Below are 19,636 nucleotides of genomic sequence, written 5' to 3' on the forward strand. Positions count from 1 at the left end.
AGCACGGCGCGGATCGCGCTCTTGCTGTCGCCGGCCGAGCCGCCTTGCCCGAAGGCGGCGAGCACGGCGAGCGCCCCCACGACGCAGTAGACGACGCCGCGGGCGCCGTAGCCGAAGCGGGCGAGGTGCTCCAGCGCGTTGTCGTTCCGGCTCCAAGCCATCCCGGTTCAGTCGCGCTCGCGGTCGGGCTTGCCGGCCAGCGCCACGTAGAAGCCGAGCCCGTCGCCCGCGGGCAGCGTCTGCAGCCGGTCGATCCAGCCGCGGCGCTTGGCGTCGAGGAGCTGGCGCCCGATCGGCTGGAACAGGGTCTCGCCCCCGCCCTCCGGCGGCGGATCGAGGCGGATCGCCACGGTCTTGCCCTTGGCGAAGCGGCTGCGCTCCAGCATGTCGGTCAGCGAGGCTTCCGCGGTCGGGCGGTTGGCCCCGCGCAGATCGAGCACCGATTCCGCGTCGGTGACTCCGAGCGAGCCGCGCAGCTTGTTGGCGTAGTAGTCTTCGAAATGGGGCAAGGCCGGTCCCGCGCGGGTTCGTCGTCTAGAAGGCGATGTCGTCGTAGATCTCGGCAACGGCCAAGCGGCCGCCGAGTTCGGGCAGGTCGATCGCGGCGTTCAGGTCCCGGGCCTCGAACGCCCAGAAGCCGTCGGCGTCGCGCCGCCAGACCTCTACCCGCGGCTCGTCCTGATAGACGATCAGGAAAACCTTGAGCGAGGCGACGCTGCGATAGAAGTCGGTCTTGCGGCCGCGGTCCCGGCTCATGGTCGAGGGCGAGAGCACCTCCGCCACGAGGACGGGGTCGCGGGCATAGCCGTCCTTCAGCATCGGGCCGCCGCGCACCACCACGTCGGGGATCGGCGCGAAGGTGTCCATGGCCTCGCTCAGCACGGCGATGCCGGGAATGGCGCGGCAGCCGCGGTCGCGGACGATGTCGGAGAGCCTAAGGCACAGGCTCACCACGATCTGCTGGTGCCGCTCGCTCTGCGGCGCCATCAGCACCGGCTCGCCGTCGATCAGCTCCCAGCGTTCCTCGTCGGGAAGGGGAGCGACCCAGGCCTGATACTCCGCGACCCGCATGCCGGGGTCGCGCCGAAGGGCGAGCGCCATCGAGGGACCTCCGAGAACGAGCCCGATGCTAGCATCGCCCGTCCGGCAGGCAAGCGCTCTGCGGTGCAGGATCAGAGGGTGAGGCGCGCATAGACCTTCGAGACCGGCAGCGTGCCGCCGAGTTCGGGCAGCTCGATGACCGTGCCGGGGCCGGCGAGCTGGACCGTCCAGTCCGGCGCACGGCGCCAGACCTCCACCCGCGCCTCGTCCTGATGCACGAGCAGGAGCACGGCGAGCGAGGGGATGCTCTGGTAGAACTCGGTCTTGCGTCCGCGGTCGAGCAGGAGGGTCGAGGGGGAGAGAACCTCGACGACGAGCAAAGGATCGCTGGTGTAACCGTCTTCCGGCGGCTCGCCGCATTGCACCACCACGTCCGGGATGGGCGCGTAGTCATCCATGGCCTCGCTCAGGATCGCGAGTCCCGGATAGGCACCACAGCCTCGGCGCTCGGCGAGGTCGTCGAGATGCTTGGCGATATTCATGACGATGCGCTGATGCCGGCCCTTGGCAGGCGACATCAGCACCGGCACGCCTTCGATCAATTCCCAGCGCTCGCCGTCCGGCCGCGTCGCGGCCCAATCCCGATACTCGACAACCCGCATGCGTGTATCGCGGCGCGCCGGAACAGCCATCGCCGTAGCCTCCTGTGCGAAGGCCGGAACGTAACGAAAAAGGGCCGCCCCGAACAGGGCGACCCCAATGACCTTCAGCGCAGAAGCACTCAGCCGTGCACGAGCACGTTGCGGAACTGCCAGGGGTCGCTCGGGTCGATGTCCTCCGGGAACAGGCCCGGACGGTCGGTGAGCGGGGTCCAGTCGGTGTAGACGCCCACGACCGGGCCGAGATACGGCGTCTGCACGTCCAGGCAGCGGCGGAAGTCGATCTCGTCGGCCTCGACGATGCCGGCCTCCGGATTCTCCAGCGCCCAGACCATGCCGGCGAGCACGGCGGAGGTCACCTGAAGGCCGGTGGCGTTCTGGTAGGGGGCGATGCGCCGGGTCTCCTCGATGGAGAGCTGCGAGCCGTACCAGTAGGCGTTCTTCTTGTGGCCGTAGAGGAGGACGCCGAGCTCGTCGATGCCGTCGACGATCTCGTTCTCGTCGAGGATGTGCTGACGCTCCTGCACCTTGCCGGCATTGCCCCACATCTCGTGCAGCGAGAGCACGGCGTCGTTGGCCGGGTGGTAGGCGTAGTGGCAGGTCGGGCGGTAGACCGCCTCGTCGCCCTCGCGGACCGTGTAGTAGTCCGAGATCGAGATCGCCTCGTTGTGGGTCACGAGGAAGCCGAACTGCGCGCCCGCGGTCGGCACCCAGGTGCGCACGCGGGTGTCGGCGCCGGGCTGGAGCAGGAAGATCGCGCAGCGCGAGCCCTTGGTCTGGCCCTCGGCGTTGGCGGGCTTCCAGGTCTCGTGCGTGCCCCAGCCGAGCTCGGCCGGCTGGTTGCCCTCGGAGACGAAGCCCTCGACCGACCAGGTGTTGACGAACACGCCCATCGGCTTCGGATGCTTGGCGCGCTGGGTGTCGCGCTCGGCGATGTGGACGCCCTTGACGCCGAGTTCGCGCATCAGCGCGGCCCATTCCTCGCGGCTCTTCGGCTCGGGGGTGGTCGAGCCGCTATCCTTGGCGATGTTGAGGAGCGCCTGCTTGACGAACCACGAGACCATGCCCGGATTGGCGCCGCAGCACGACACCGCGGTCGGGCCGCCGGGGGCGGCGCGGCGGGCGGCGAGGATGTTCTCGCGCAGCGCGTAGTTGGTGCGGTCGGCCTGGCTCAGGTCCTTGTCGAAGTAGAAGCCGGCCCAGGGCTCGGCCACCGTATCGATGTAGAGCGCGCCGAGTTCGCGGCAGAGTTCGAGGATGTCGCGCGAGGAGGTGTCGACCGACAGGTTCACGCAGAAGCCCTGGCCGCCGCCCTCGGTGAGGAGCGGGGTGAGGACGTCGCGGTAGTTCTCCTTCGTCAGCGCGACCTTCTCGAACCGCAGGCCGTGCTTGTCGGCGAGATCCTTGTGCGCGTCGGACGGGTCGATGACCGTGAAGCGGCTCTTGTCGTACGTGAAATGCCGCTCGATCAGGGGAAGGGTTCCCCGCCCGATCGAACCGAAGCCGATCATGACGATCGGGCCGGTGATGCGGCCGTGGACCGGCCAATCCTTCTGCGGGCCATCGGACATGCGCGGACACTCCTTGTCGAGGCTGCTCTACGGTTGAGAGCGGCGTGCTTGATGCCTGGAAATGACGAGCGGATGACGGTTCGGCGCCTGCCGGTCAACCGGTCGGTTGAAGAGAATGTTGCGGAACTGTGAAGGAAGCGGAGCCTTAGCCATGACTGAATCGCATGGCTAAAGCGAGTTCGCGTCGGAGGTGCGCGCTGAGGAAGCTGCTTATGTTGCGATGCAACAAAGGAGGGACGTCCAGCAGCCGCCATCACGCACAGGGATCTGAGCCATGCTGACCGTTCTCACCGCCCCGACCCTGCATCCGGAAGTCGAGTCGCTCGACCGCGATCCGGGCATCATCACGCTCCTGAGCGCCCTCGTCCGCAACAGCGGCCACGCCGTCCATGCCGCGGCCCGGCACGCCCGCGCCTACCACGCGAGCGCGAGCCGGCTGTCGTTCTCCTCCGCGGCGTGGCCCTATCATCGCTGAGGCCGCGGGGACGCTGACCGCTCGTTTCGAGACGGCGATCCGCGGCGTCGAGAAGTGATGACAGTTTTATGACAACGGCGCGAACCGGCTGAGCCGTTCTCGGGTTGACCGGAGAGACCTGGGCGGACACCGCCCCGGGGCGGAGCGCAGCCATGATCTTCCGCAGCATCGGTGAACTCATCGAGGGCCGGCCTCTCCACGCCGTCGGCAGCCACGAAACCATCCTCGAGGTCTGCCGCCGCCTCGACGGCCACCATGTCGGTGCGCTGGCGGTTCTCGACGGCGACGAACTCGTCGGCATCATCAGCGAGCGGGACGTCGTGTCCCGCGTCGTCGCCCGCGGGCGAAACCCGGCCGAGACGCCGGTGCGGTCGGCGATGACGCCGGATCCGAAGACCGTCGAAATTGGTGACGGCCTCGCCGACGCGCTGCAGGCGATGCTCGACGGCCATTTCCGCCACCTCCCCGTGATGCGGGACGGCCGGGCGGTCGGCATGATCTCGATGCGCGACATCCCGACCGAGTACCGCCTCATGTACCAGCGCTTCCGCGAGGCGCGGCAGGCGCAGGAGGCGGTCGAGGCCTGACGGCGGTCCGGAGGGAGGCGGGCGGAGCCGCCCTCACCGTGGGATCAGGCGGCGCGTCGTCGCGCGGCGACCGCGGCGATGTCGGCGGCGACCTCCGGCAGGGTGTCGAGCGCGCCCGTCGCGCGCAGCACGCCCGCGGCGCCTTCGAGCGCGCCGGCCGCGAGTTCGAGGCCGAGGAAGCGCTCGCGCTCGAACGGGCCGGGCATGTAGAGGTCGGCGGCCTTCGCCTGCGCAAAGCCGAAGCGGGCATAATAGGGCGCGTCACCGACCAGCAGCACGGCCCCGTTGCCGAGTTCGGCGGCGCGGACCAGCGCGGTGCGCATCAGCATGGCACCGAGGCCGGCGCCCTGCAGGGCGGGATCGACCGCGAGCGGGCCGAGCAGGAGGGCCGGACGGCCGCAGCCGGTCTCGACATCCCACAGCCGCACGGTGCCGACGAGCTTTTCGTCCCGCACGGCGGAGAGGGCGAGGCCGCGCGCGGGACGGCGGCCCTCGCGCAGGCGCTGCGATGTCTTCAGGAAGCGGCCCGGACCGAAGCAGGCGTCGAGCAGGTGCTCGCGGGCTGCGACGTCCGAGGCGATCTCATCGCGGATCTGGATCACGGCCGTACCCTCCCAGGTCGCTGACAAGCGGGAAGAAACAGCCCTCGCACCCGCGGGAAGCGGGCCGTCCGGGACACATCGACGGGCGCGCCTCGTGAGGCGCGCGGCTCTTCTGAAGGGAAAGGCGTGAACGAAGCCTGACCGGCCCCGCAGCCGAGTGCGGGGCCCCGCGCGGATCAGATCACGATCTGCTCGAGCGGCGGGAAGCCGTTGAAGGCCACCGCGGCGTAGGTCGTGGTGTAGGCGCCCGCGCCCTCGATCCACACCTTGTCGCCGATCGAGAGGGAGACCGGCAGCGGGTAGCGGTTCTTCTCGTAGAGCACGTCGACCGAGTCGCAGGTCGGGCCGGCGACGACGCAGGGGCTCATGCGGTCCTCGTCGTGGTCGGTCTTGATCGCGTACCGGATCGACTCGTCCATGGTCTCGGCCAGCCCGCCGAACTTGCCGATGTCGAGATAGACCCAGCGCACCTCGTCCTCGGCCTCCGACTTCTTGGAGACGAGAACGACCTCGGCCTCGATCATCCCGGCATTGCCGACCATGCCGCGGCCCGGCTCGATGATCGTCTCCGGGATCCGGTTGCCGAAATGCTTGGTCAGCGCGCGGAAGATCGCGTCGCCGTAGGATTCCACGCCCGGCACCTGCTTGAGGTACTTGGTGGGGAAGCCGCCGCCGAGATTGACCATCGACAGGCCGATGCCGCGCAGGGCGCATTCGCGGAAGATCTCGGAGGCCGAGGCGAGCGCCCCGTCCCAGGCCTCGGTGTTGGCCTGCTGCGAGCCGACGTGGAAGGAGACGCCGTAGGCGTGCAGGCCGTGCCGGTGGGCGTGCTCCAGCACGTTCACCGCCATCTCCGGCTCGCAGCCGAATTTTCTCGAAAGGGGCCAATCCGCGCCCGCACCGTCGCACAGGATGCGGCAGAAGACCTGAACGTCGGCGGCCGCGACCTCGGCCTGCGTCGTCGCGGAAAGAATCTTCTCGACCTCGGCCTGGCAATCGACGGCGAAGAGGCGGATGCCGAGCTTGAGCGCGCGGACGACGTCGCGCTCCTTCTTGATGGTGTTGCCGAAGGAGACGCGGTCGGCGGTGGCGCCGGCAGCGAGCGCCATCTCGATCTCGGCCACCGAGGCGGTGTCGAAGCAGGAGCCCATCTCGGCGAGCAGGCGCAGCACTTCCGGGGCCGGGTTCGCCTTCACGGCGTAGAACACGCGGGTGTCGGGCAGCGCGCGGGCGAAGGCGGTGTAGTTGTCGCGCACGACCTCGAGGTCGAGCACCATCACCGGACCCTCGTCCCGGCCGAGATCACGGCGCGCGCGCAGGTAATCGCGGATGCGATCGGTCATTGGTCGTCCCCACCACAGGTTCGAGGCGCCATCGTCGGGCGCGAGATCGAATCGGGACGGCCCGGACACGAGCCGTCGGCGTCAGGGGGCGATGCGTCGCGTCATCCGTGCGCTTTGGAGACGCGCGGATGGCAACAGGCGCAGAGCACCCGGAAGCTGCCGTGGATTGGATGGGGGAACCCCAACCGCACGCCGGGCAAGGAAAAACAAGCCTCTTCGGTGTCGGCCTTTGGAGGAGCCGACGAGACCAAAAAAGCCCGTTCGTCGTTGCTTTAAGCTGCGTCCCCCGTGGAGAGCGGGGTTCGCCGGTTTCGCCTCCGGCTGCCGGTTGTTGTTGGAGTCTGGTGTCGCCACCCGGATGCCGGCCGTAGGGATCCACCCTTGCGACCATCGATCCTTTAAGACCCCTGGCGGCTGTCCGGCAGTTGACCGGATGCCCACCAACCGACACGCGGCCACAGGCACGTGCGAAATTGGGCAGGGGCGATATACGGCGGAGGGCTCCCGGCGACAAGGGAAAAAGGCCGATTCCGCTCTGGATTTCGGGGATCGAGGGCGGCCGGGCGGGATTGTGGCGCGAAAGACGCACCATCCCCCTGCACGGGTCCGGACGACCCCTTCCCAAGCCCGACCGAAGCGGCCATTGAACCGTGGCATTTCGGAATGGGATCATGATCCGCGCCAGAGGCCATCACCCCGAAGAAAGCCGCCCCGCGCCGACGCCGTCGGCGGGCGCACCCTCCCGCCGGGACGTGATGGCGGCCCTGGCCGGCGCCGGCCTCGCCGCGGCCCTGCCGGCCGCCGCCGAGGAGGGAGCCCGGATCCCGTCCTTCGCCGAACCTGTTCCCTTCGAGCCCGGTGTCGTCGAGCGCTGGGCGCAGGCGCTCGCGGCGCGGCCCTTCGACGGAGGCTTCCCGCCGCTGCCGCCGCCGCTGGCAGACCTCGATTACGACGCCTATCGCGACATCCGCTTCCGGAAGGAGCGCGCCTTTCTCGGCGAGGCCGGCGGGCCGTTCCGGCTCCAGCTGTTCCACCGGGGCTTCCTGTATCCGAGGCCCGTCGCGGTGAATCTCGTGCGCGACGGGGTCAGCACGCCGATCGCCTACGATCCGGCCCTGTTCGATTTCGGCCGCACGCGGATCGAGGGGACGCTGCCGAGCGACCTGAACTTCGCCGGCATCCGGATCCACGCGCCGCTCAACCGCCCCGACCGCCTCGACGAACTCATCGTCTTCGTCGGCGCGAGCTATTTCCGCTTCCTCGGCCAGGACCAACTCTACGGCCTCTCCGCCCGCGGCCTCGCGATCGGCACGGATGGCGACGGGGAAGAGTTTCCCTTCTTCCGCGCCTTCTTCGTCGAGGTTCCGCCCGAGGGCGCGACGGCGCTGACGATCCACGCCCTGCTCGACAGCCCCTCGGTCGTCGGCGCCTACCGTTTCACGGTCGAGCCGGGCCGGAACACGAGCGTGCGGGTGAGTGCGACGCTGACGCCGCGGCGGGACCTAGCCACCGTCGGAATCGCGCCGCTGACCTCGATGTTCTTCATCGGCGAGACCGACCGCGGCCACAGCGACGACTACCGGCCGGAACTGCACGATTCCGACGGGCTGCAGATCGCCGCCGGCTCCGGCGAGTGGCTGTGGCGACCGCTCGACAACCCGCAGAGCCGGCGGATCTCGACCTTCCTCGACCGCGATCCGAAGGGGTTCGGGCTGATGCAGCGCGACCGCGCCTTTGCCAGCTATCAGGATCTGGAAGCCGGCTACGAGCGCCGCCCCGGCTACTTCGTCGAGCCCGAGGGGGCCTGGGGCGAGGGGAGCGTCGTGCTGATGGAACTGCCGACGGACAACGAGACCGCCGACAATATCGTCGCCTTCTGGCGCCCGAGGCAGCCCTATCCGGCGGGAAAGCCGGTGCGGCTCGCCTACACGATCCGCGCGCATACGGGCGAGGACCTCCACCCGAACGGCAAGGTGGTGAACACCTTCATCGCTGAGCCCGCCGCGAGCGGCGCGGCGCGCAAGGCCAACGCGGCCGCGGATGCCGCCCTCCTGCGCAGCCGGCGCTTCCTGATCGATTTCGGCGGCGGGGGCTTGGGCCGGATTCCCGGCGAGGCGCCGCCCGAGATCGTCGCGGGCGCGAGCCTCGGCCGCATCGTCGCGACCTCGATCGTGCCCAATCCCCATATCGGCGGCTTCCGCGTCGCCCTCGACGTCCGCCTCGACGGGCCGGGCACCACCGAATTGCGGGTCTATCTGAAGAAGGACGATCAGGCCCTGACCGAGACGTGGTCCTATCCCTGGAGCGCGGCGTGAGCACCCGGACCGGGCGCGCCGCCGCTCGCCTGCCCGTGGAGATCCGGCCGGCCTGCCTCGCCGACCTCGACGCGCTGGTGGCGCTCGAACACGCCGCCTTCGCCACCGACCGGGCCGAGCGGCGGGCGATCCGCCACGCGATCCGCTCGGCCAGCATGACCCTTCTCGTCGCGATCATCCGGGAGCGGGCGGAGGGCGGCGAGGCCGAAATCCTCGTCGGCGCGGCCACCATGGAGCGGCGGCGCACCAGCCGCGTCGCCCGGCTCTCCTCGCTCGCCGTCGCCCCCGCCCGAACCGGCCTCGGGCTCGGCCGCCGGCTGCTCGAGGCGGCGGAGGCCGATGCCCGCGCCCATGGCTGCGAGCGGCTGCGCCTCGAGGTGCGGGCCGACAACGGCAGCGGCATCCGGCTCTACGAGCGGGGCGGCTATGCGCGGACCGGGACGAAGCCGGACTACTACGAGGACGGCATGGAGGCGGGCTGCTACGAGAAGACGCTGACCGGGGGCTGACGCGCGGCGTCACCGTGGCTTGTGCACCGCAGCGCAGGTGCGCCAGCGCACTGGCGAACCGGAGGGCCGGATACAAGGTTCAGCCCACCCGAAGGCCGCTCTCGCGCTCATCGCACGGCGCTCCCGAGAGCCGCCCCCTCCAGACAGAGTCTCGAATGCCCTCACTGTTCGACCCGATCACGCTCGGCGCGCTGAAGCTGCCGAACCGCATCCTCATGGCCCCGCTGACCCGCGCCCGCGGCACGCGGACCCATGTCCCGACGCCGCTGATGGGCGAGTATTACGCCCAGCGCGCCGGGGCCGGCCTCATCATCTCCGAGGCCACCGGCATCAGCCAGGAAGGACTCGGCTGGCCCTACGCGCCGGGCATCTGGTCCGACGAGCAGACCGAGGCCTGGAAGCCGGTGGTGAAGGCCGTGCACGAGGCGGGCGGGCGCATCGTCTGCCAGCTCTGGCACATGGGCTATCTCGTCCATTCAGACTTCCTCGGCGGCGAGCCGCCGGTCGCCCCCTCGGTCGCCACGGCGCCGGACCAGGCGCACACCTATTCGGGCAAGAAGCCCTACAGCCAGGCCCGGGCGCTGCGCGAGGACGAGATCCCGCGCCTCATCGCCGATTACGAGCGGGCGGCGAGGAACGCCGTCGCGGCGGGCTTCGACGGCGTGCAGATCCACGCGGCGAACGGCTACCTGCTCGACGAGTTCATCCGCGACGGCAGCAACAAACGCAGCGACCGCTACGGCGGCTCGGTCGAGAACCGGGTGCGGCTGGTGACCAAGGTCGCGCAGGCGGTGGCCGGCGTGGTCGGCGCGGACCGCACCGGCATCCGCTTCTCGCCGAACGGCCCGATCCAGGGCGTGGACGATTCCAACCCGCACGAGGTCTTCGGGCTCGCCGCCGAGATGATGGAGCGGGTCGGCCTCGCCTTCATCGAGATGCGCGAGCCGGGTCCGGACGGCACCTTCGGCAAGGCGACCGTGCCGCCAGTGGCCCCCGTGATCAAGGAGCGCTTCGGCGGTCCGGTCATCCTCAACTGCGACTACGATGCCGCGCGCGCCGAGCAGGCGGTCGCCTCGGGCGAGGCCGACGCCATCGCCTTCGGCCGGCCCTACATCGCCAACCCCGATCTGGTCGAGCGCATCGCCCAGGGCCTGCCGCTCGCCAAGGACGACATGAAGACCTGGTACAGCCAGGGTCCGGAAGGCTACGTCGATTATCCGACGCTGTCGCAGAAGGCGGCGTAACCCGAAGCGGTCCTCGGGCCGCGCGCATGATCGTCACGGGAGGCGGCCTCGCGGAAGCGGGGCCGCCTTCGTCCGTCCGGGGAGCCGAGTCCGTGAGTGCCGTCACGCCGAGTGCCACGACGCCGGAGGCCGTTCCCTACCGCCTCGTCGCCTTCGACTTCGACGGAACGCTGGCCGACACCTTCCCGTGGTTCTGCGCCAACCTCAACGACGTGGCCGCGCGCTACCGCTTCCGCCGGGTCGAGGCGGACGAGACCGGGCGGCTGCGCGCGCTGAGCGCCCGGGCGATCTTGGCGGATCTCGGCATTCCCGCCTGGAAGGTGCCGCTGATCGCCCGCCACATGCGCGGGCTGGCGACCCGCGACGCGGGGCAGGTGCGGCTGTTTGCCGGCGTGCCGGAGATGCTGGCGGGCCTCGATGCCGCGGGATTTCGGCTCGCCGTGGTCAGCTCGAACGGCGAGGCGAATGTCCGCCGGGCGCTCGGCGCGTCGGCGGGGCTGATCCGCCACTGCGAGTGCGGCGCCTCGCTCTTCGGCAAGGCACGTCACCTGCGGGCGGTCGCGCGGCAAGCGGGCGTCGAACCCGCCGCGATGCTGGCGGTGGGCGACGAGATCCGCGACGCGGAGGCGGCGGGGCAGGCGGGTTGCGCCTTCGCCGCGGTGGCCTGGGGCTACAACAGCCCCGAGGCCCTGGCCGACACGGGGCCGGCCCACCTGTTCGCCGAGCCCGGCGCGGTGGTGCGGGCCCTCGCGGACCCGGCCGGGCGCTGTTACTGACCCGCGCGGGCGCCGGGGACGACCGAGGCGCCGGCGCCGCTGCCGAACGGCTCGTAGCGGGTCAGGCCGCGGAAGAGCTGGCTGAGGAAGGCGCGGTCGGCGCCGCTGGACGGGGTCGTGCGCTCGATGAAGTCGAAGACGCGTCCGTCCTGCAGGCCGTAGAGCGCGACGCGCTCCACCTTCATGCCGGCATTGAAGTAGACCGCCGTGACCTTCTGGTCCTCGACCTGCTCGCCGAGGAACATCACCGTGCGGCGGGTGTTCTGGCTGATGTAGTACCAGGACTTGTTGCCGACCGTGGAGACGGTGGACGGCGTGCCGAGGATCTGCAGCACCTGCTCGGCGCTCATGCCCGGTTTCACCGTGGCCAGGGCCGCCTGATCGATCTGATAACCGTGGCGGATCTCCTCGCCGATGCAGCCTGATACGCCGATCGCGACGGAGCCGAGAACGGCCGCGCGGGCAAGCGACGAGACGAGACGGCGCGACATCGGCCCCCCTGATTTTCTGCCAAAAGGGCCGTCATCCGCGGCGCGCTTGGAACGCGCGCGTCTTCGGACTTGCACCCTGGTCCGCGGTTGCCGTACCGCGGGGTTATGGCTTTGACAAGGCAAGCTCGGCCACAGCGCCGTCCGATCCGGTGGATCGCATGATAGCGGGGCTTTTCCGCCGCGCCGGCCGACGGCGCGAGACGATCCGGACGCTGCACCAGCGGATCGGCGAGGCCGCGCGCCGGCCCGGCCTCTACACCGTGCTCGGCGTGCCCGACACCGTCGAGGGACGGTTCGAGGCGCTGAGCCTGCACGTCATCCTCGTGCTGCGCCGCCTCGGCCAGTTGCCGCCGCCGGCCGCGGACGTGGCGCAGGATCTGGTCGATTCCGTCTTCATGCAGCTCGATGCCTCGCTGCGCGAACTCGGCATCGGCGACATGGGCGTGCCCAAGCGCATCAAGAAGCTCGGCGCCTCGTTCTACGCCAGGGCCGGGTCCTACGGCGCGGCGCTCGATGCGGGGGACCGCGCGGGGCTCGCCGCCGCGCTCGCCCGCAACGTGCTCGACGGCGCCGACGCCGCGGCGGCCGGTCCGCTCGCCGCCTACGTCGAGGCCGCCGCTTCCGACCTGGCGGCGCAGGATCTCGATGGCCTGCTGGCGGAGGGGCCGCGCTTCCCCGAGCCGACCGGTGCGGCCGACGAGTCAGGAGACCATCGATGACGCCGAAGCCCGCCGGGCCGCTCTCCCGCTCCGTCAACGTCGAGCGCCTGCCCAAGGACCGCGCCGAGATCGTCGTCGAGGCGAGCCCGGCCGAGTGCGAGGCGCTCGCCCGCGACTTCAAGATCCCCGCCATCCGCGACCTCGTCGGCCGCTTCGCCCTGAGCGGCTCGCTGACGCGGCTGCGCGCGGATGGGCGGGTCGAGGCGGTCGTGACCCAGGTCTGCACGGTGACGCTGGAGCCGTTCGAGGCGAAGATCTCCGAGCCCGTCGAGGTCGAGTTCACCAATGCCGACATCCTCGAGGGCACCGAGGCGGAGGAGGTCGACCTGCCCGATCCGATCGTGAACGGGCGCGTCGATTTCGGCGTGCTGACCGCGGAGTTCCTGGCGCTCGGCCTCGATCCCTATCCGCGCAAGCCCGGCGTCGCCTTCGAGCCCGTCACGGTCGGCGAGGAGCCGCTGCCGTTCTCCGACCTCGCCGCGCTGCGGGACAAGCTCGGCCAGGACAAGGCGTGATCCACAAGGCGTGATCCGCCCTCCGACGGGAGCCCGCGCGAGAAAGGGTTGAGTTTTTGTTTGCCCGGCGGGGCTCTGCCGCTATTTTGCGCCGCCGATTCCGGGGCCCGTGACGCCCCTTCACGCTCGCTGCCCGCCGGCTCTTCCCGCGGCCTCCCAAAGGAACCATGTCGAACCGCGTTTGCATCTCGCTCGACGCCATGGGCGGCGATCATGGCCCCACGACCGTCGTGCCCGGTGCGGCCATCGCCCGCGAGCGGCACCCCGAGCTTCACTTCATCCTGTTCGGCGACGAGGCGGTGGTGCGCCCCCTCGTCGAGGCCGAGCCGCGGCTGAAGGGCGCCGTCGAGATCCGCCACACCACCGTCTCCATCGCCATGGACGACAAGCCGAGCCAGGCGGTGCGCCAGGGCCGGGGCAAGTCCTCGATGTGGCGGGCAATCCAGGCCGTGCGCGACGGCGAGGCCCAGGCCGCGGTCTCGGCCGGCAATACCGGCGCGCTGATGGCGATGTCGAAGATCTGCCTGAAGACCATGGCCGGCATCGAGCGCCCGGCCATCGCCTGCCTGTGGCCGACGGTGCGCGGCGAGAGCGTGGTGCTCGATGTCGGCGCCACCATCGGCACGGATGCCGAGCATCTGGTCGAGATGGCGGTGATGGGCTCGGCCATGGCCCGGATCGTCCTCGACGTCGAGCGGCCGACGGTGGGCCTCCTCAATGTCGGCACCGAGGAGATGAAGGGCAACGAGGCCGTGAAGGAGGCCGCCCGCCTCCTGCGCGAGTCGGAGCCGGCCAACTTCGCCTATCACGGCTTCGTCGAGGGCACCGATCTCGGCCGCGGCACCACCGACGTGGTGGTGACGGAGGGTTTTACCGGCAACATCGCCCTCAAGACGGCGGAAGGCACCGCCAAGCAGATCGCCTCCTACCTCAAGGCGGCGATGGGGCGGACGCTCTCGGCCAAGATCGGCTACCTCTTCGCCCGCCAGGCCTTCGCGGCCCTGCGCGAGAAGATGAACCCGAGCCGGGCCAATGGCGGCGTGTTCCTCGGGCTGGAGGGCATCGTCATCAAGAGCCACGGCTCGGAGAACGCGCAAGGATTCGCGGCGGCGGTCGATCTTGCCTACGACATGGCGCGCTACGACCTGATGCGCACGATCCGCGACATGCTGGAACAGACGCCGGCCATCGCCGCCGGCATGGATTCCGGGCTCGATGCGAGCCTGGCACAGAAGTGAGAAAAGGACGGATCTGATGGCGCATCGGCGCTCCGTCGTGGTCGGCTGCGGGGCGTACCTGCCCGACACCGTCGTCACGAACACGAACCTCGCCGAGCGCGGGATCGAGACCTCCGACGAGTGGATCGTCCAGCGCACCGGCATCCGCCAGCGCCACATCGCGCGGCCGGACGAGACCACCTCCGTCCTCGGGACCCGCGCGGCGCTCGCGGCGCTCGACGAGGCCGGGCTCTCGCCGGCCGACATCGACCTCGTGATCTGCGCGACCTCGACGCCCGACCACACCTTCCCCTCCACCGCGACCCAGATCCAGGCGGCGCTCGGGATCGAGGGCGGCTTCGCCTTCGACCTCCAGGCGGTCTGCGCCGGCTTCGTCTACGCGGTGGCGACCGCCGACCGCTTCCTGACCACGGGCGGCGCCAAGCGCGCCCTGGTGGTCGGCGCCGAGACCTTTTCGCGGCTGCTCGACTGGGAGGACCGCACCACCTGCGTCCTGTTCGGCGACGGCGCGGGCGCCATCGTGCTGGAGGCCCGCGAGGGCGAAGGCAAAGACATAGGAACGCGCGCCGACCGCGGCGTGCTGTCGAGCTGCCTGCGCTCGGACGGGCGCCACCGCGCCAAGCTCTACGTCGATGGCGGCCCCGGCTCGACCGGCACCACCGGCAAGCTGCGCATGGAGGGCCGCGAGGTGTTCCGCTTCGCCGTCGGCTCGGTGACCGACGTGATCGAGGAGGCGTTCCGCGCCTCGGGCACCACCGCCGACGACCTCGCGTGGTTCGTGCCGCATCAGGCCAACCGCCGGATCATCGAGGCGTCCGCCGACAAGCTCGGCATCGCCCGGGAGAAGGTGGTGCTCACCGTCGATCGCCACGGCAACACCTCGGCCGCCTCGATCCCCCTGGCGCTCGACGCCGCCCGCCGCGACGGGCGCATCCGCGAGGGCGATCTCGTGATGATCGAGGCGATCGGCGGCGGCTTCACCTGGGGCGCCGCGCTGATCCGCTGGTAGGCCGAAGCGGCCTTCGCGGCCGGCTCCGATATTCTGTCAACCGCAAGGTTCTGTTGACCGTCGTCCCTCTGCCGATTAGCGTGTTCGATCATAGAGATACACGGCGGGATCCTGTTTCGGGGCCTCGCCCGGCATGTGAGCGGAGACGGGGTCCGTGCGTCCTGAAGCAGCGGCGCGGATGCCAAAAACTCGGCCGAAGGGGGAGCGCATGGCAGGCAAGACGGTCACACGCGCCGATTTGAGCGAGGCCGTTTACCAGCAGGTCGGCCTGTCGCGGGCCGAATCGGCCGCCCTGGTCGAGACCGTGCTCGGCGAGATCTGCAACTGCCTGTCCGCGGGCGAGACGGTGAAGCTGTCCTCGTTCGGCTCCTTCGTCGTGCGCTCGAAGGGCAAGCGCATCGGCCGCAATCCGAAGACCGGTGTCGAGGTCGAGATCGAGCCGCGGCAGGTCATGGTGTTCAAGCCGTCGAACGTGCTCAAGGCGCGCATCAACGGCGGCCACGTCAACGGGCTCGACGCGGACGAGGACGAGTGATCCGGCCGGGCCGTCCCGGTCCGCTCCGGCACAGATCGGTTTGAGGCGCTGCCATGGGACAGCCGATGGGACGAGCGATGGGACTGCCGCTGGAATCCCCGACCCTCGAATCACCCGCCGATGAGGAGCGCGGCGAGAAGAGCCCCGGCGCCTTCCGCACCATCACGGAAGTGTCCGAGGAACTCGGGGTGCCTCAGCACGTCCTGCGCTTCTGGGAGAGCCGGTTCAGCCAGATCAAGCCGATGAAGCGGGCGGGCGGCCGGCGCTATTACCGGCCCGACGACGTCGATCTGCTCAAGGGCGTGCGCCGGCTGCTGCACGGGCAGGGCTACACGATCCGCGGGGCGCAGCGCGTCCTCAAGGAGAACGGCGTGCGCTTCGTCCAGGCGCTCGGCCGCGGCGAGGTGGAGGTCGGCGCGCCGACCGGGGCCGACCGGGACGAGGAGAGCGTCGAGGCCGCCGCGGCGGATCGCCGGGCCCTGGAGGGGGCGCTCGCCGAATTGCGCGCCTGCCGCGCCCTGCTCGCGGGCCTCGATGAGGCGGATCACGAGGCGAACAACGAGGCTGCCTGAGGCCGGTCGCAACTCGCTTGTGCGCAAGGCATTGACTGGCCTTGCGGATTTCCGCTGGCTGCGGCGGTAGCGCGCGCCGATGTGAGCTGAACTTTACCGGCGGATCGGCGTTGAGGCGCCATGGCTGCCCCTCGCCCCCGGATGTCTCCGACCCAGGAACTCATCGCCCGCGTCATGCGGATCGTGCGCGCTTGCCCGGAAGCCGCCAACGAGGTTCTGGAATTGATGTTCCTCGTCAGCCAGATCGAGGCCTCGACCACGGTCGATCGGGAGTACCGCGACGCGCGGCGGGTCATCAGCCGGCTGCGGGCGCCGCTCTGGGATATGGGACCGGCCGACCGGGAGACCCTGCTCAAGGCCGCCGACACCATCCGCCGCGTCTGCGACCTCGCCGACGGGGACATCCCGCCCGCGCCCTTCGCCGATCTCGGCGAGCGCGAGCGCGTCGAGAAGGCGCTGACCCAGGCGCTGGCGGGCCATCTCGACGAGGCGCAGATCGCCCGCGTGGCCGGGACGGTGGCCGCTGCGCTGCAGCACTGAGCGCGCGCCGCGTCCGGCAGGATTCGAAGCGGCAAGATTCGACGCGGCAAGCCTCGACGCGGACCTTCGATCTCCCCACATCCTCGTTTGCGCCCTGCGGCGCCGAGGCCGGATCGTCTGGCCGCCCGCGGCGGGTCGCGCGATGACGCTCAAGGAAACGCCGATGGATCTGCCGACCTCTGCCGCGAAACCGATTGCGGTCCTGCCCGCCGCCCTCGCCACCGCCGTCGCAGCCTCCTGGCTCTGCCTCGCCGGACCGGCCCTCGCGCAGACCACCGTCACCAAGAGCGAGACCGTCCCCGCCGGCAAGCAGGCCCGCCTCGTCATCGTGCCGAACCTCAAGAAGGATTGCTCGCTCGGCCCGATGCCCGAGATCAAGGTGGTGACGCCGCCGACCTCCGGCTCGCTCATCACCAAGGCCGGCAAGCTGAAGACCCCCGCCAAGTACCGCTGCCCGAACAAGGATGCCGAGGTCCAGGCGATCTTCTACCAGCCCAACGGCGGCTATACCGGCTCCGACGGGGTCGTGGTCGAGATCAAGAATTCCGACGGCGAGGTCGAGAAGCGCGACATCCGCATCACCGTCGACAAGGGCGACAAGCCCAAGGACGAGAAGAAGAGCGGCACGGATCTCTGATCGGGAGGACGGCCCGGCACGCCGCCGCGCTGCGATGCAGCAATTTTCGTCGATCTTGGAAGCCTCCGGCCGGCGGGCCGGGGGCGGCCGCCTCATACCCGAAGCCGGTTAAGCTCGCGCTAAATCCCGGCCAACTTTGAGTGTGTCCCGTTTCACACGCCGGACGGCCAGCCTGTGGGCGGTGCGACAAAACCCGCAATGTCGGTTGCGTTCGACCCGAGACAGGATGAAGCTGTCATCAGCCTGAAGGGGGTGTTCGAATGCCGCTGCACTCGACGAACGACCTGTTCCAGAGCTTCGCTCGCGGCTATGAAGCGCGCCGCGACACGGAGATGACCCTCTCCGAGTACCTTGAGGCGTGCCGCGACAATCCGCTGATGTACGCCTCCGCCGCCGAGCGCATCCTCGATGCGATCGGTCAGCCCGAGATGGTGGACACCGCGCGCGACGCCCGCCTCGGCCGCGTCTTCATGAACCGGACGATCCGGGTCTACCCGGCGTTTGCCGAGTTCTACGGCATGGAGGAGACGATCGAGCGGATCGTCTCGTTCTTCCGCCACGCCGCCCAAGGGTTGGAGGAGCGCAAGCAGATCCTCTACCTGCTCGGCCCCGTCGGTGGCGGCAAGTCGTCGCTCGCCGAGCGCCTCAAGGCGCTGATGGAGGTCCACCCGATCTACGTGCTGAAGGCGGGCGACGAGATCTCGCCGGTCTTCGAGAGCCCGCTCGGCCTGTTCGACCCCGAGGCGATGGGCCGGGAGATCGAGGAGCGCTTCGGCATCCCGCGCCGCCGCCTCACCGGCCTGATGAGCCCCTGGGCTCTGAAGCGCCTCGACGAGTTCGACGGCGACATCTCGCGCTTCAAGGTGATCAAGGTGCGGCCCTCGCGGCTGCGCCAGATCGCCATCGCCAAGACCGAGCCGGGCGACGAGAACAACCAGGACATCTCCTCGCTGGTCGGCAAGGTCGATATCCGCCGGCTCGAGACCCTCTCCCAGGCCGATCCGGACGCCTATTCCTACTCGGGCGGCCTGAACCGGGCGAACCAGGGCGTTCTCGAATTCGTCGAGATGTTCAAGGCGCCGATCAAGATGCTGCACCCCCTGCTCACCGCGACGCAGGAGGGCAACTATGTCGGCACCGAGAATATCGGCGCGATTCCCTTCACCGGCGTGATCCTGGCGCACTCGAACGAGGCCGAATGGCAGTCGTTCAAGACCAACAAGAACAACGAAGCCTTCATCGACCGCATCTACGTCATCAAGGTGCCCTACTGCCTCCGGGTCACGGAGGAGCAGCGCATCTATGAGAAGCTGATCTCGGGCTCGGAGCTGTCGACCGCCGCCTGCGCCCCGGGCACGCTGGAGATGCTGGCCCGCTTCTCGGTGCTCTCCCGCTTGCGCGAGCACGCCAACTCCAACCTGTTCTCGAAGATGCGGGTCTACGACGGCGAGAGCCTTCGCGAAGTCGATCCCCGCGCCCGCTCGATGCAGGAGTACAAGGACACCGCCGGCGTCGACGAGGGCATGGACGGGATCTCGACCCGCTTCGCCTTCAAGGTGCTGGCCGCGACCTTCAACCACGACACGACGGAGGTCTCGGCCGACCCGGTCCACCTGATGTACGTGCTGGAACAGGCGATCCGGCGCGAGCAGCTGCCGCCGGAAACCGAGAAGCGCTACATCGAGTTCATCAAGACCGAACTCGCCCCGCGCTACGCCGAGTTCATCGGCCACGAGATCCAGAAGGCCTACCTCGAATCCTACCACGATTACGGCCAGAACCTGTTCGACCGCTACATCGACTACGCCGACGCCTGGATCGAGGATCAGGACTTCAAGGACGCCGAGACCGGCCAGCTCCTCAACCGCGAGCTCCTGAACCAGGAGCTGACCAAGATCGAGAAGCCGGCAGGCATCGCCAATCCGAAGGATTTCCGCAACGAGGTCGTCAAGTTCGCCCTGCGCTCCAGGGCGCAGCACGGCGGGCGCAACCCCTCTTGGACGTCCTACGAGAAACTCCGCGAGGTGATCGAGCGGCGCATGTTCTCCCAGGTCGAGGAACTGCTTCCCGTGATCTCCTTTGGTTCCAAGAAGGACAGCGAGACCGAGAAGAAGCACGGCGAGTTCGTCGATCGCATGACCGACCGGGGCTACACCGAGCGGCAGGTCCGGCGACTCGTGGAATGGTACATGCGCGTGAAGCAGGCGGGTTGAGGGGAGCGTTTTCCCCAGGCATCCGCCGCACTTTCGCACCTTTGT

General features: G+C 69.7%; 23 protein-coding genes. 15 read left to right on the forward strand and 8 right to left on the reverse strand.

What is annotated here, in order from left to right:
• The 5 genes from MFF42_RS09685 to MFF42_RS09705 form a co-directional block, all read right to left on the reverse strand.
• Positions 1-161 (reverse strand): DUF1206 domain-containing protein (locus MFF42_RS09685; RefSeq protein ID WP_238255584.1); only part of this gene is annotated, 161 nt, incomplete at its 3' end.
• 6 nt (positions 162-167) lie between these two features.
• Positions 168-509: a hypothetical protein gene (locus MFF42_RS09690; protein WP_141951228.1), complete on the reverse strand. Its 342-nt coding sequence runs from the start codon at positions 507-509 to the stop codon at positions 168-170.
• Between the two features lie 25 nt (positions 510-534).
• Positions 535-1,101: a Uma2 family endonuclease gene (locus MFF42_RS09695; protein WP_238255547.1), complete on the reverse strand. Its 567-nt coding sequence runs from the start codon at positions 1,099-1,101 to the stop codon at positions 535-537.
• A gap of 71 nt (positions 1,102-1,172) precedes the next feature.
• A complete protein-coding gene (locus MFF42_RS09700; RefSeq protein ID WP_238255548.1) occupies positions 1,173-1,733 on the reverse strand; it encodes a Uma2 family endonuclease in 561 nt (186 codons plus the stop codon).
• An 89-nt stretch (positions 1,734-1,822) separates the two neighbouring features.
• The gene (locus tag MFF42_RS09705) at positions 1,823-3,271 is read right to left on the reverse strand and encodes a homospermidine synthase (RefSeq protein ID WP_238255549.1); all 1,449 of its coding nucleotides are present in this window, start codon (positions 3,269-3,271) and stop codon (positions 1,823-1,825) included.
• Between the two features lie 274 nt (positions 3,272-3,545).
• Here MFF42_RS09705 and MFF42_RS09710 point away from each other — a divergent pair, with 274 nt between their 5' ends.
• Both MFF42_RS09710 and MFF42_RS09715 read left to right on the forward strand, forming a co-directional pair.
• Positions 3,546-3,746, forward strand: a complete 201-nt coding sequence (locus MFF42_RS09710; RefSeq protein WP_238255551.1) for a hypothetical protein — start codon at positions 3,546-3,548, stop codon at positions 3,744-3,746.
• Between the two features lie 152 nt (positions 3,747-3,898).
• The gene (locus MFF42_RS09715) at positions 3,899-4,333 is read left to right on the forward strand and encodes a CBS domain-containing protein (RefSeq protein WP_238255552.1); all 435 of its coding nucleotides are present in this window, start codon (positions 3,899-3,901) and stop codon (positions 4,331-4,333) included.
• Positions 4,334-4,377: 44 nt separating this feature from the next.
• Here the strand turns inward: MFF42_RS09715 and MFF42_RS09720 are convergent, their stop codons facing one another.
• Complete coding sequence (locus MFF42_RS09720; protein WP_238255553.1) at positions 4,378-4,935, reverse strand: GNAT family N-acetyltransferase; 558 nt, start codon at positions 4,933-4,935, stop codon at positions 4,378-4,380.
• A gap of 176 nt (positions 4,936-5,111) precedes the next feature.
• Positions 5,112-6,278, reverse strand: coding sequence for a type III PLP-dependent enzyme (locus MFF42_RS09725; RefSeq protein ID WP_238255555.1), 1,167 nt, complete (start codon positions 6,276-6,278; stop codon positions 5,112-5,114).
• Between the two features lie 671 nt (positions 6,279-6,949).
• Here MFF42_RS09725 and MFF42_RS09730 point away from each other — a divergent pair.
• The 4 genes from MFF42_RS09730 to MFF42_RS09745 all read left to right on the forward strand — a co-directional run bounded on the left by MFF42_RS09730 (position 6,950) and on the right by MFF42_RS09745 (position 11,122).
• Complete coding sequence (locus tag MFF42_RS09730) at positions 6,950-8,593, forward strand: glucan biosynthesis protein G (RefSeq protein WP_238255556.1); 1,644 nt, start codon at positions 6,950-6,952, stop codon at positions 8,591-8,593.
• On the forward strand, positions 8,590-9,102 hold the full coding sequence (locus MFF42_RS09735; protein ID WP_238255557.1) for a GNAT family N-acetyltransferase: 513 nt from the start codon (positions 8,590-8,592) through the stop codon (positions 9,100-9,102). The genes MFF42_RS09730 and MFF42_RS09735 overlap by 4 nt, the downstream gene beginning before the upstream one ends.
• Before the next feature lie 155 nt (positions 9,103-9,257).
• The gene (locus tag MFF42_RS09740) at positions 9,258-10,346 is read left to right on the forward strand and encodes an alkene reductase (protein ID WP_238255558.1); all 1,089 of its coding nucleotides are present in this window, start codon (positions 9,258-9,260) and stop codon (positions 10,344-10,346) included.
• Positions 10,347-10,372: 26 nt separating this feature from the next.
• Complete coding sequence (locus MFF42_RS09745) at positions 10,373-11,122, forward strand: HAD hydrolase-like protein (RefSeq protein ID WP_373875169.1); 750 nt, start codon at positions 10,373-10,375, stop codon at positions 11,120-11,122.
• Here MFF42_RS09745 and MFF42_RS09750 read toward each other — a convergent pair.
• On the reverse strand, positions 11,116-11,613 hold the full coding sequence (locus MFF42_RS09750; RefSeq protein WP_238255560.1) for an outer membrane protein assembly factor BamE: 498 nt from the start codon (positions 11,611-11,613) through the stop codon (positions 11,116-11,118). The two genes, MFF42_RS09745 and MFF42_RS09750, sit on opposite strands and share 7 nt — an antisense overlap.
• A gap of 158 nt (positions 11,614-11,771) precedes the next feature.
• On the opposite strand from MFF42_RS09750, the gene MFF42_RS09755 reads away from it, so the two are divergent.
• From MFF42_RS09755 to MFF42_RS09795, 9 genes are all read left to right on the forward strand, one after another.
• A complete protein-coding gene (locus tag MFF42_RS09755; RefSeq protein WP_238255561.1) occupies positions 11,772-12,332 on the forward strand; it encodes a ubiquinol-cytochrome C chaperone family protein in 561 nt (186 codons plus the stop codon).
• On the forward strand, positions 12,329-12,847 hold the full coding sequence (locus tag MFF42_RS09760; RefSeq protein ID WP_238255562.1) for a YceD family protein: 519 nt from the start codon (positions 12,329-12,331) through the stop codon (positions 12,845-12,847). The genes MFF42_RS09755 and MFF42_RS09760 overlap by 4 nt, the downstream gene beginning before the upstream one ends.
• 167 nt (positions 12,848-13,014) lie before the next feature.
• The gene (gene plsX / locus MFF42_RS09765) at positions 13,015-14,085 is read left to right on the forward strand and encodes a phosphate acyltransferase PlsX (protein WP_238255563.1); all 1,071 of its coding nucleotides are present in this window, start codon (positions 13,015-13,017) and stop codon (positions 14,083-14,085) included.
• 16 nt (positions 14,086-14,101) lie between these two features.
• Positions 14,102-15,094 (forward strand): beta-ketoacyl-ACP synthase III, encoded by a 993-nt coding sequence (locus MFF42_RS09770; protein WP_238255564.1) that lies wholly within the window; start codon positions 14,102-14,104, stop codon positions 15,092-15,094.
• A 208-nt stretch (positions 15,095-15,302) separates the two neighbouring features.
• The gene (locus MFF42_RS09775; RefSeq protein WP_238255565.1) at positions 15,303-15,629 is read left to right on the forward strand and encodes an integration host factor subunit alpha; all 327 of its coding nucleotides are present in this window, start codon (positions 15,303-15,305) and stop codon (positions 15,627-15,629) included.
• A gap of 77 nt (positions 15,630-15,706) precedes the next feature.
• Positions 15,707-16,201: a MerR family transcriptional regulator gene (locus tag MFF42_RS09780; RefSeq protein ID WP_238255585.1), complete on the forward strand. Its 495-nt coding sequence runs from the start codon at positions 15,707-15,709 to the stop codon at positions 16,199-16,201.
• Positions 16,202-16,321: 120 nt separating this feature from the next.
• Positions 16,322-16,741, forward strand: a complete 420-nt coding sequence (locus MFF42_RS09785) for a hypothetical protein (RefSeq protein WP_238255566.1) — start codon at positions 16,322-16,324, stop codon at positions 16,739-16,741.
• A gap of 163 nt (positions 16,742-16,904) precedes the next feature.
• Complete coding sequence (locus MFF42_RS09790; protein WP_238255567.1) at positions 16,905-17,378, forward strand: 4-aminobutyrate aminotransferase; 474 nt, start codon at positions 16,905-16,907, stop codon at positions 17,376-17,378.
• A 260-nt stretch (positions 17,379-17,638) separates the two neighbouring features.
• Positions 17,639-19,591, forward strand: coding sequence for a PrkA family serine protein kinase (locus tag MFF42_RS09795; RefSeq protein WP_017485416.1), 1,953 nt, complete (start codon positions 17,639-17,641; stop codon positions 19,589-19,591).
• Positions 19,592-19,636 lie beyond the last annotated feature (45 nt).

Origin of the sequence: Methylorubrum podarium (genome assembly GCF_022179745.1) — a bacterium.
In the GTDB taxonomy this organism is placed as follows: Bacteria; Pseudomonadota; Alphaproteobacteria; order Rhizobiales; family Beijerinckiaceae; genus Methylobacterium; species Methylobacterium podarium.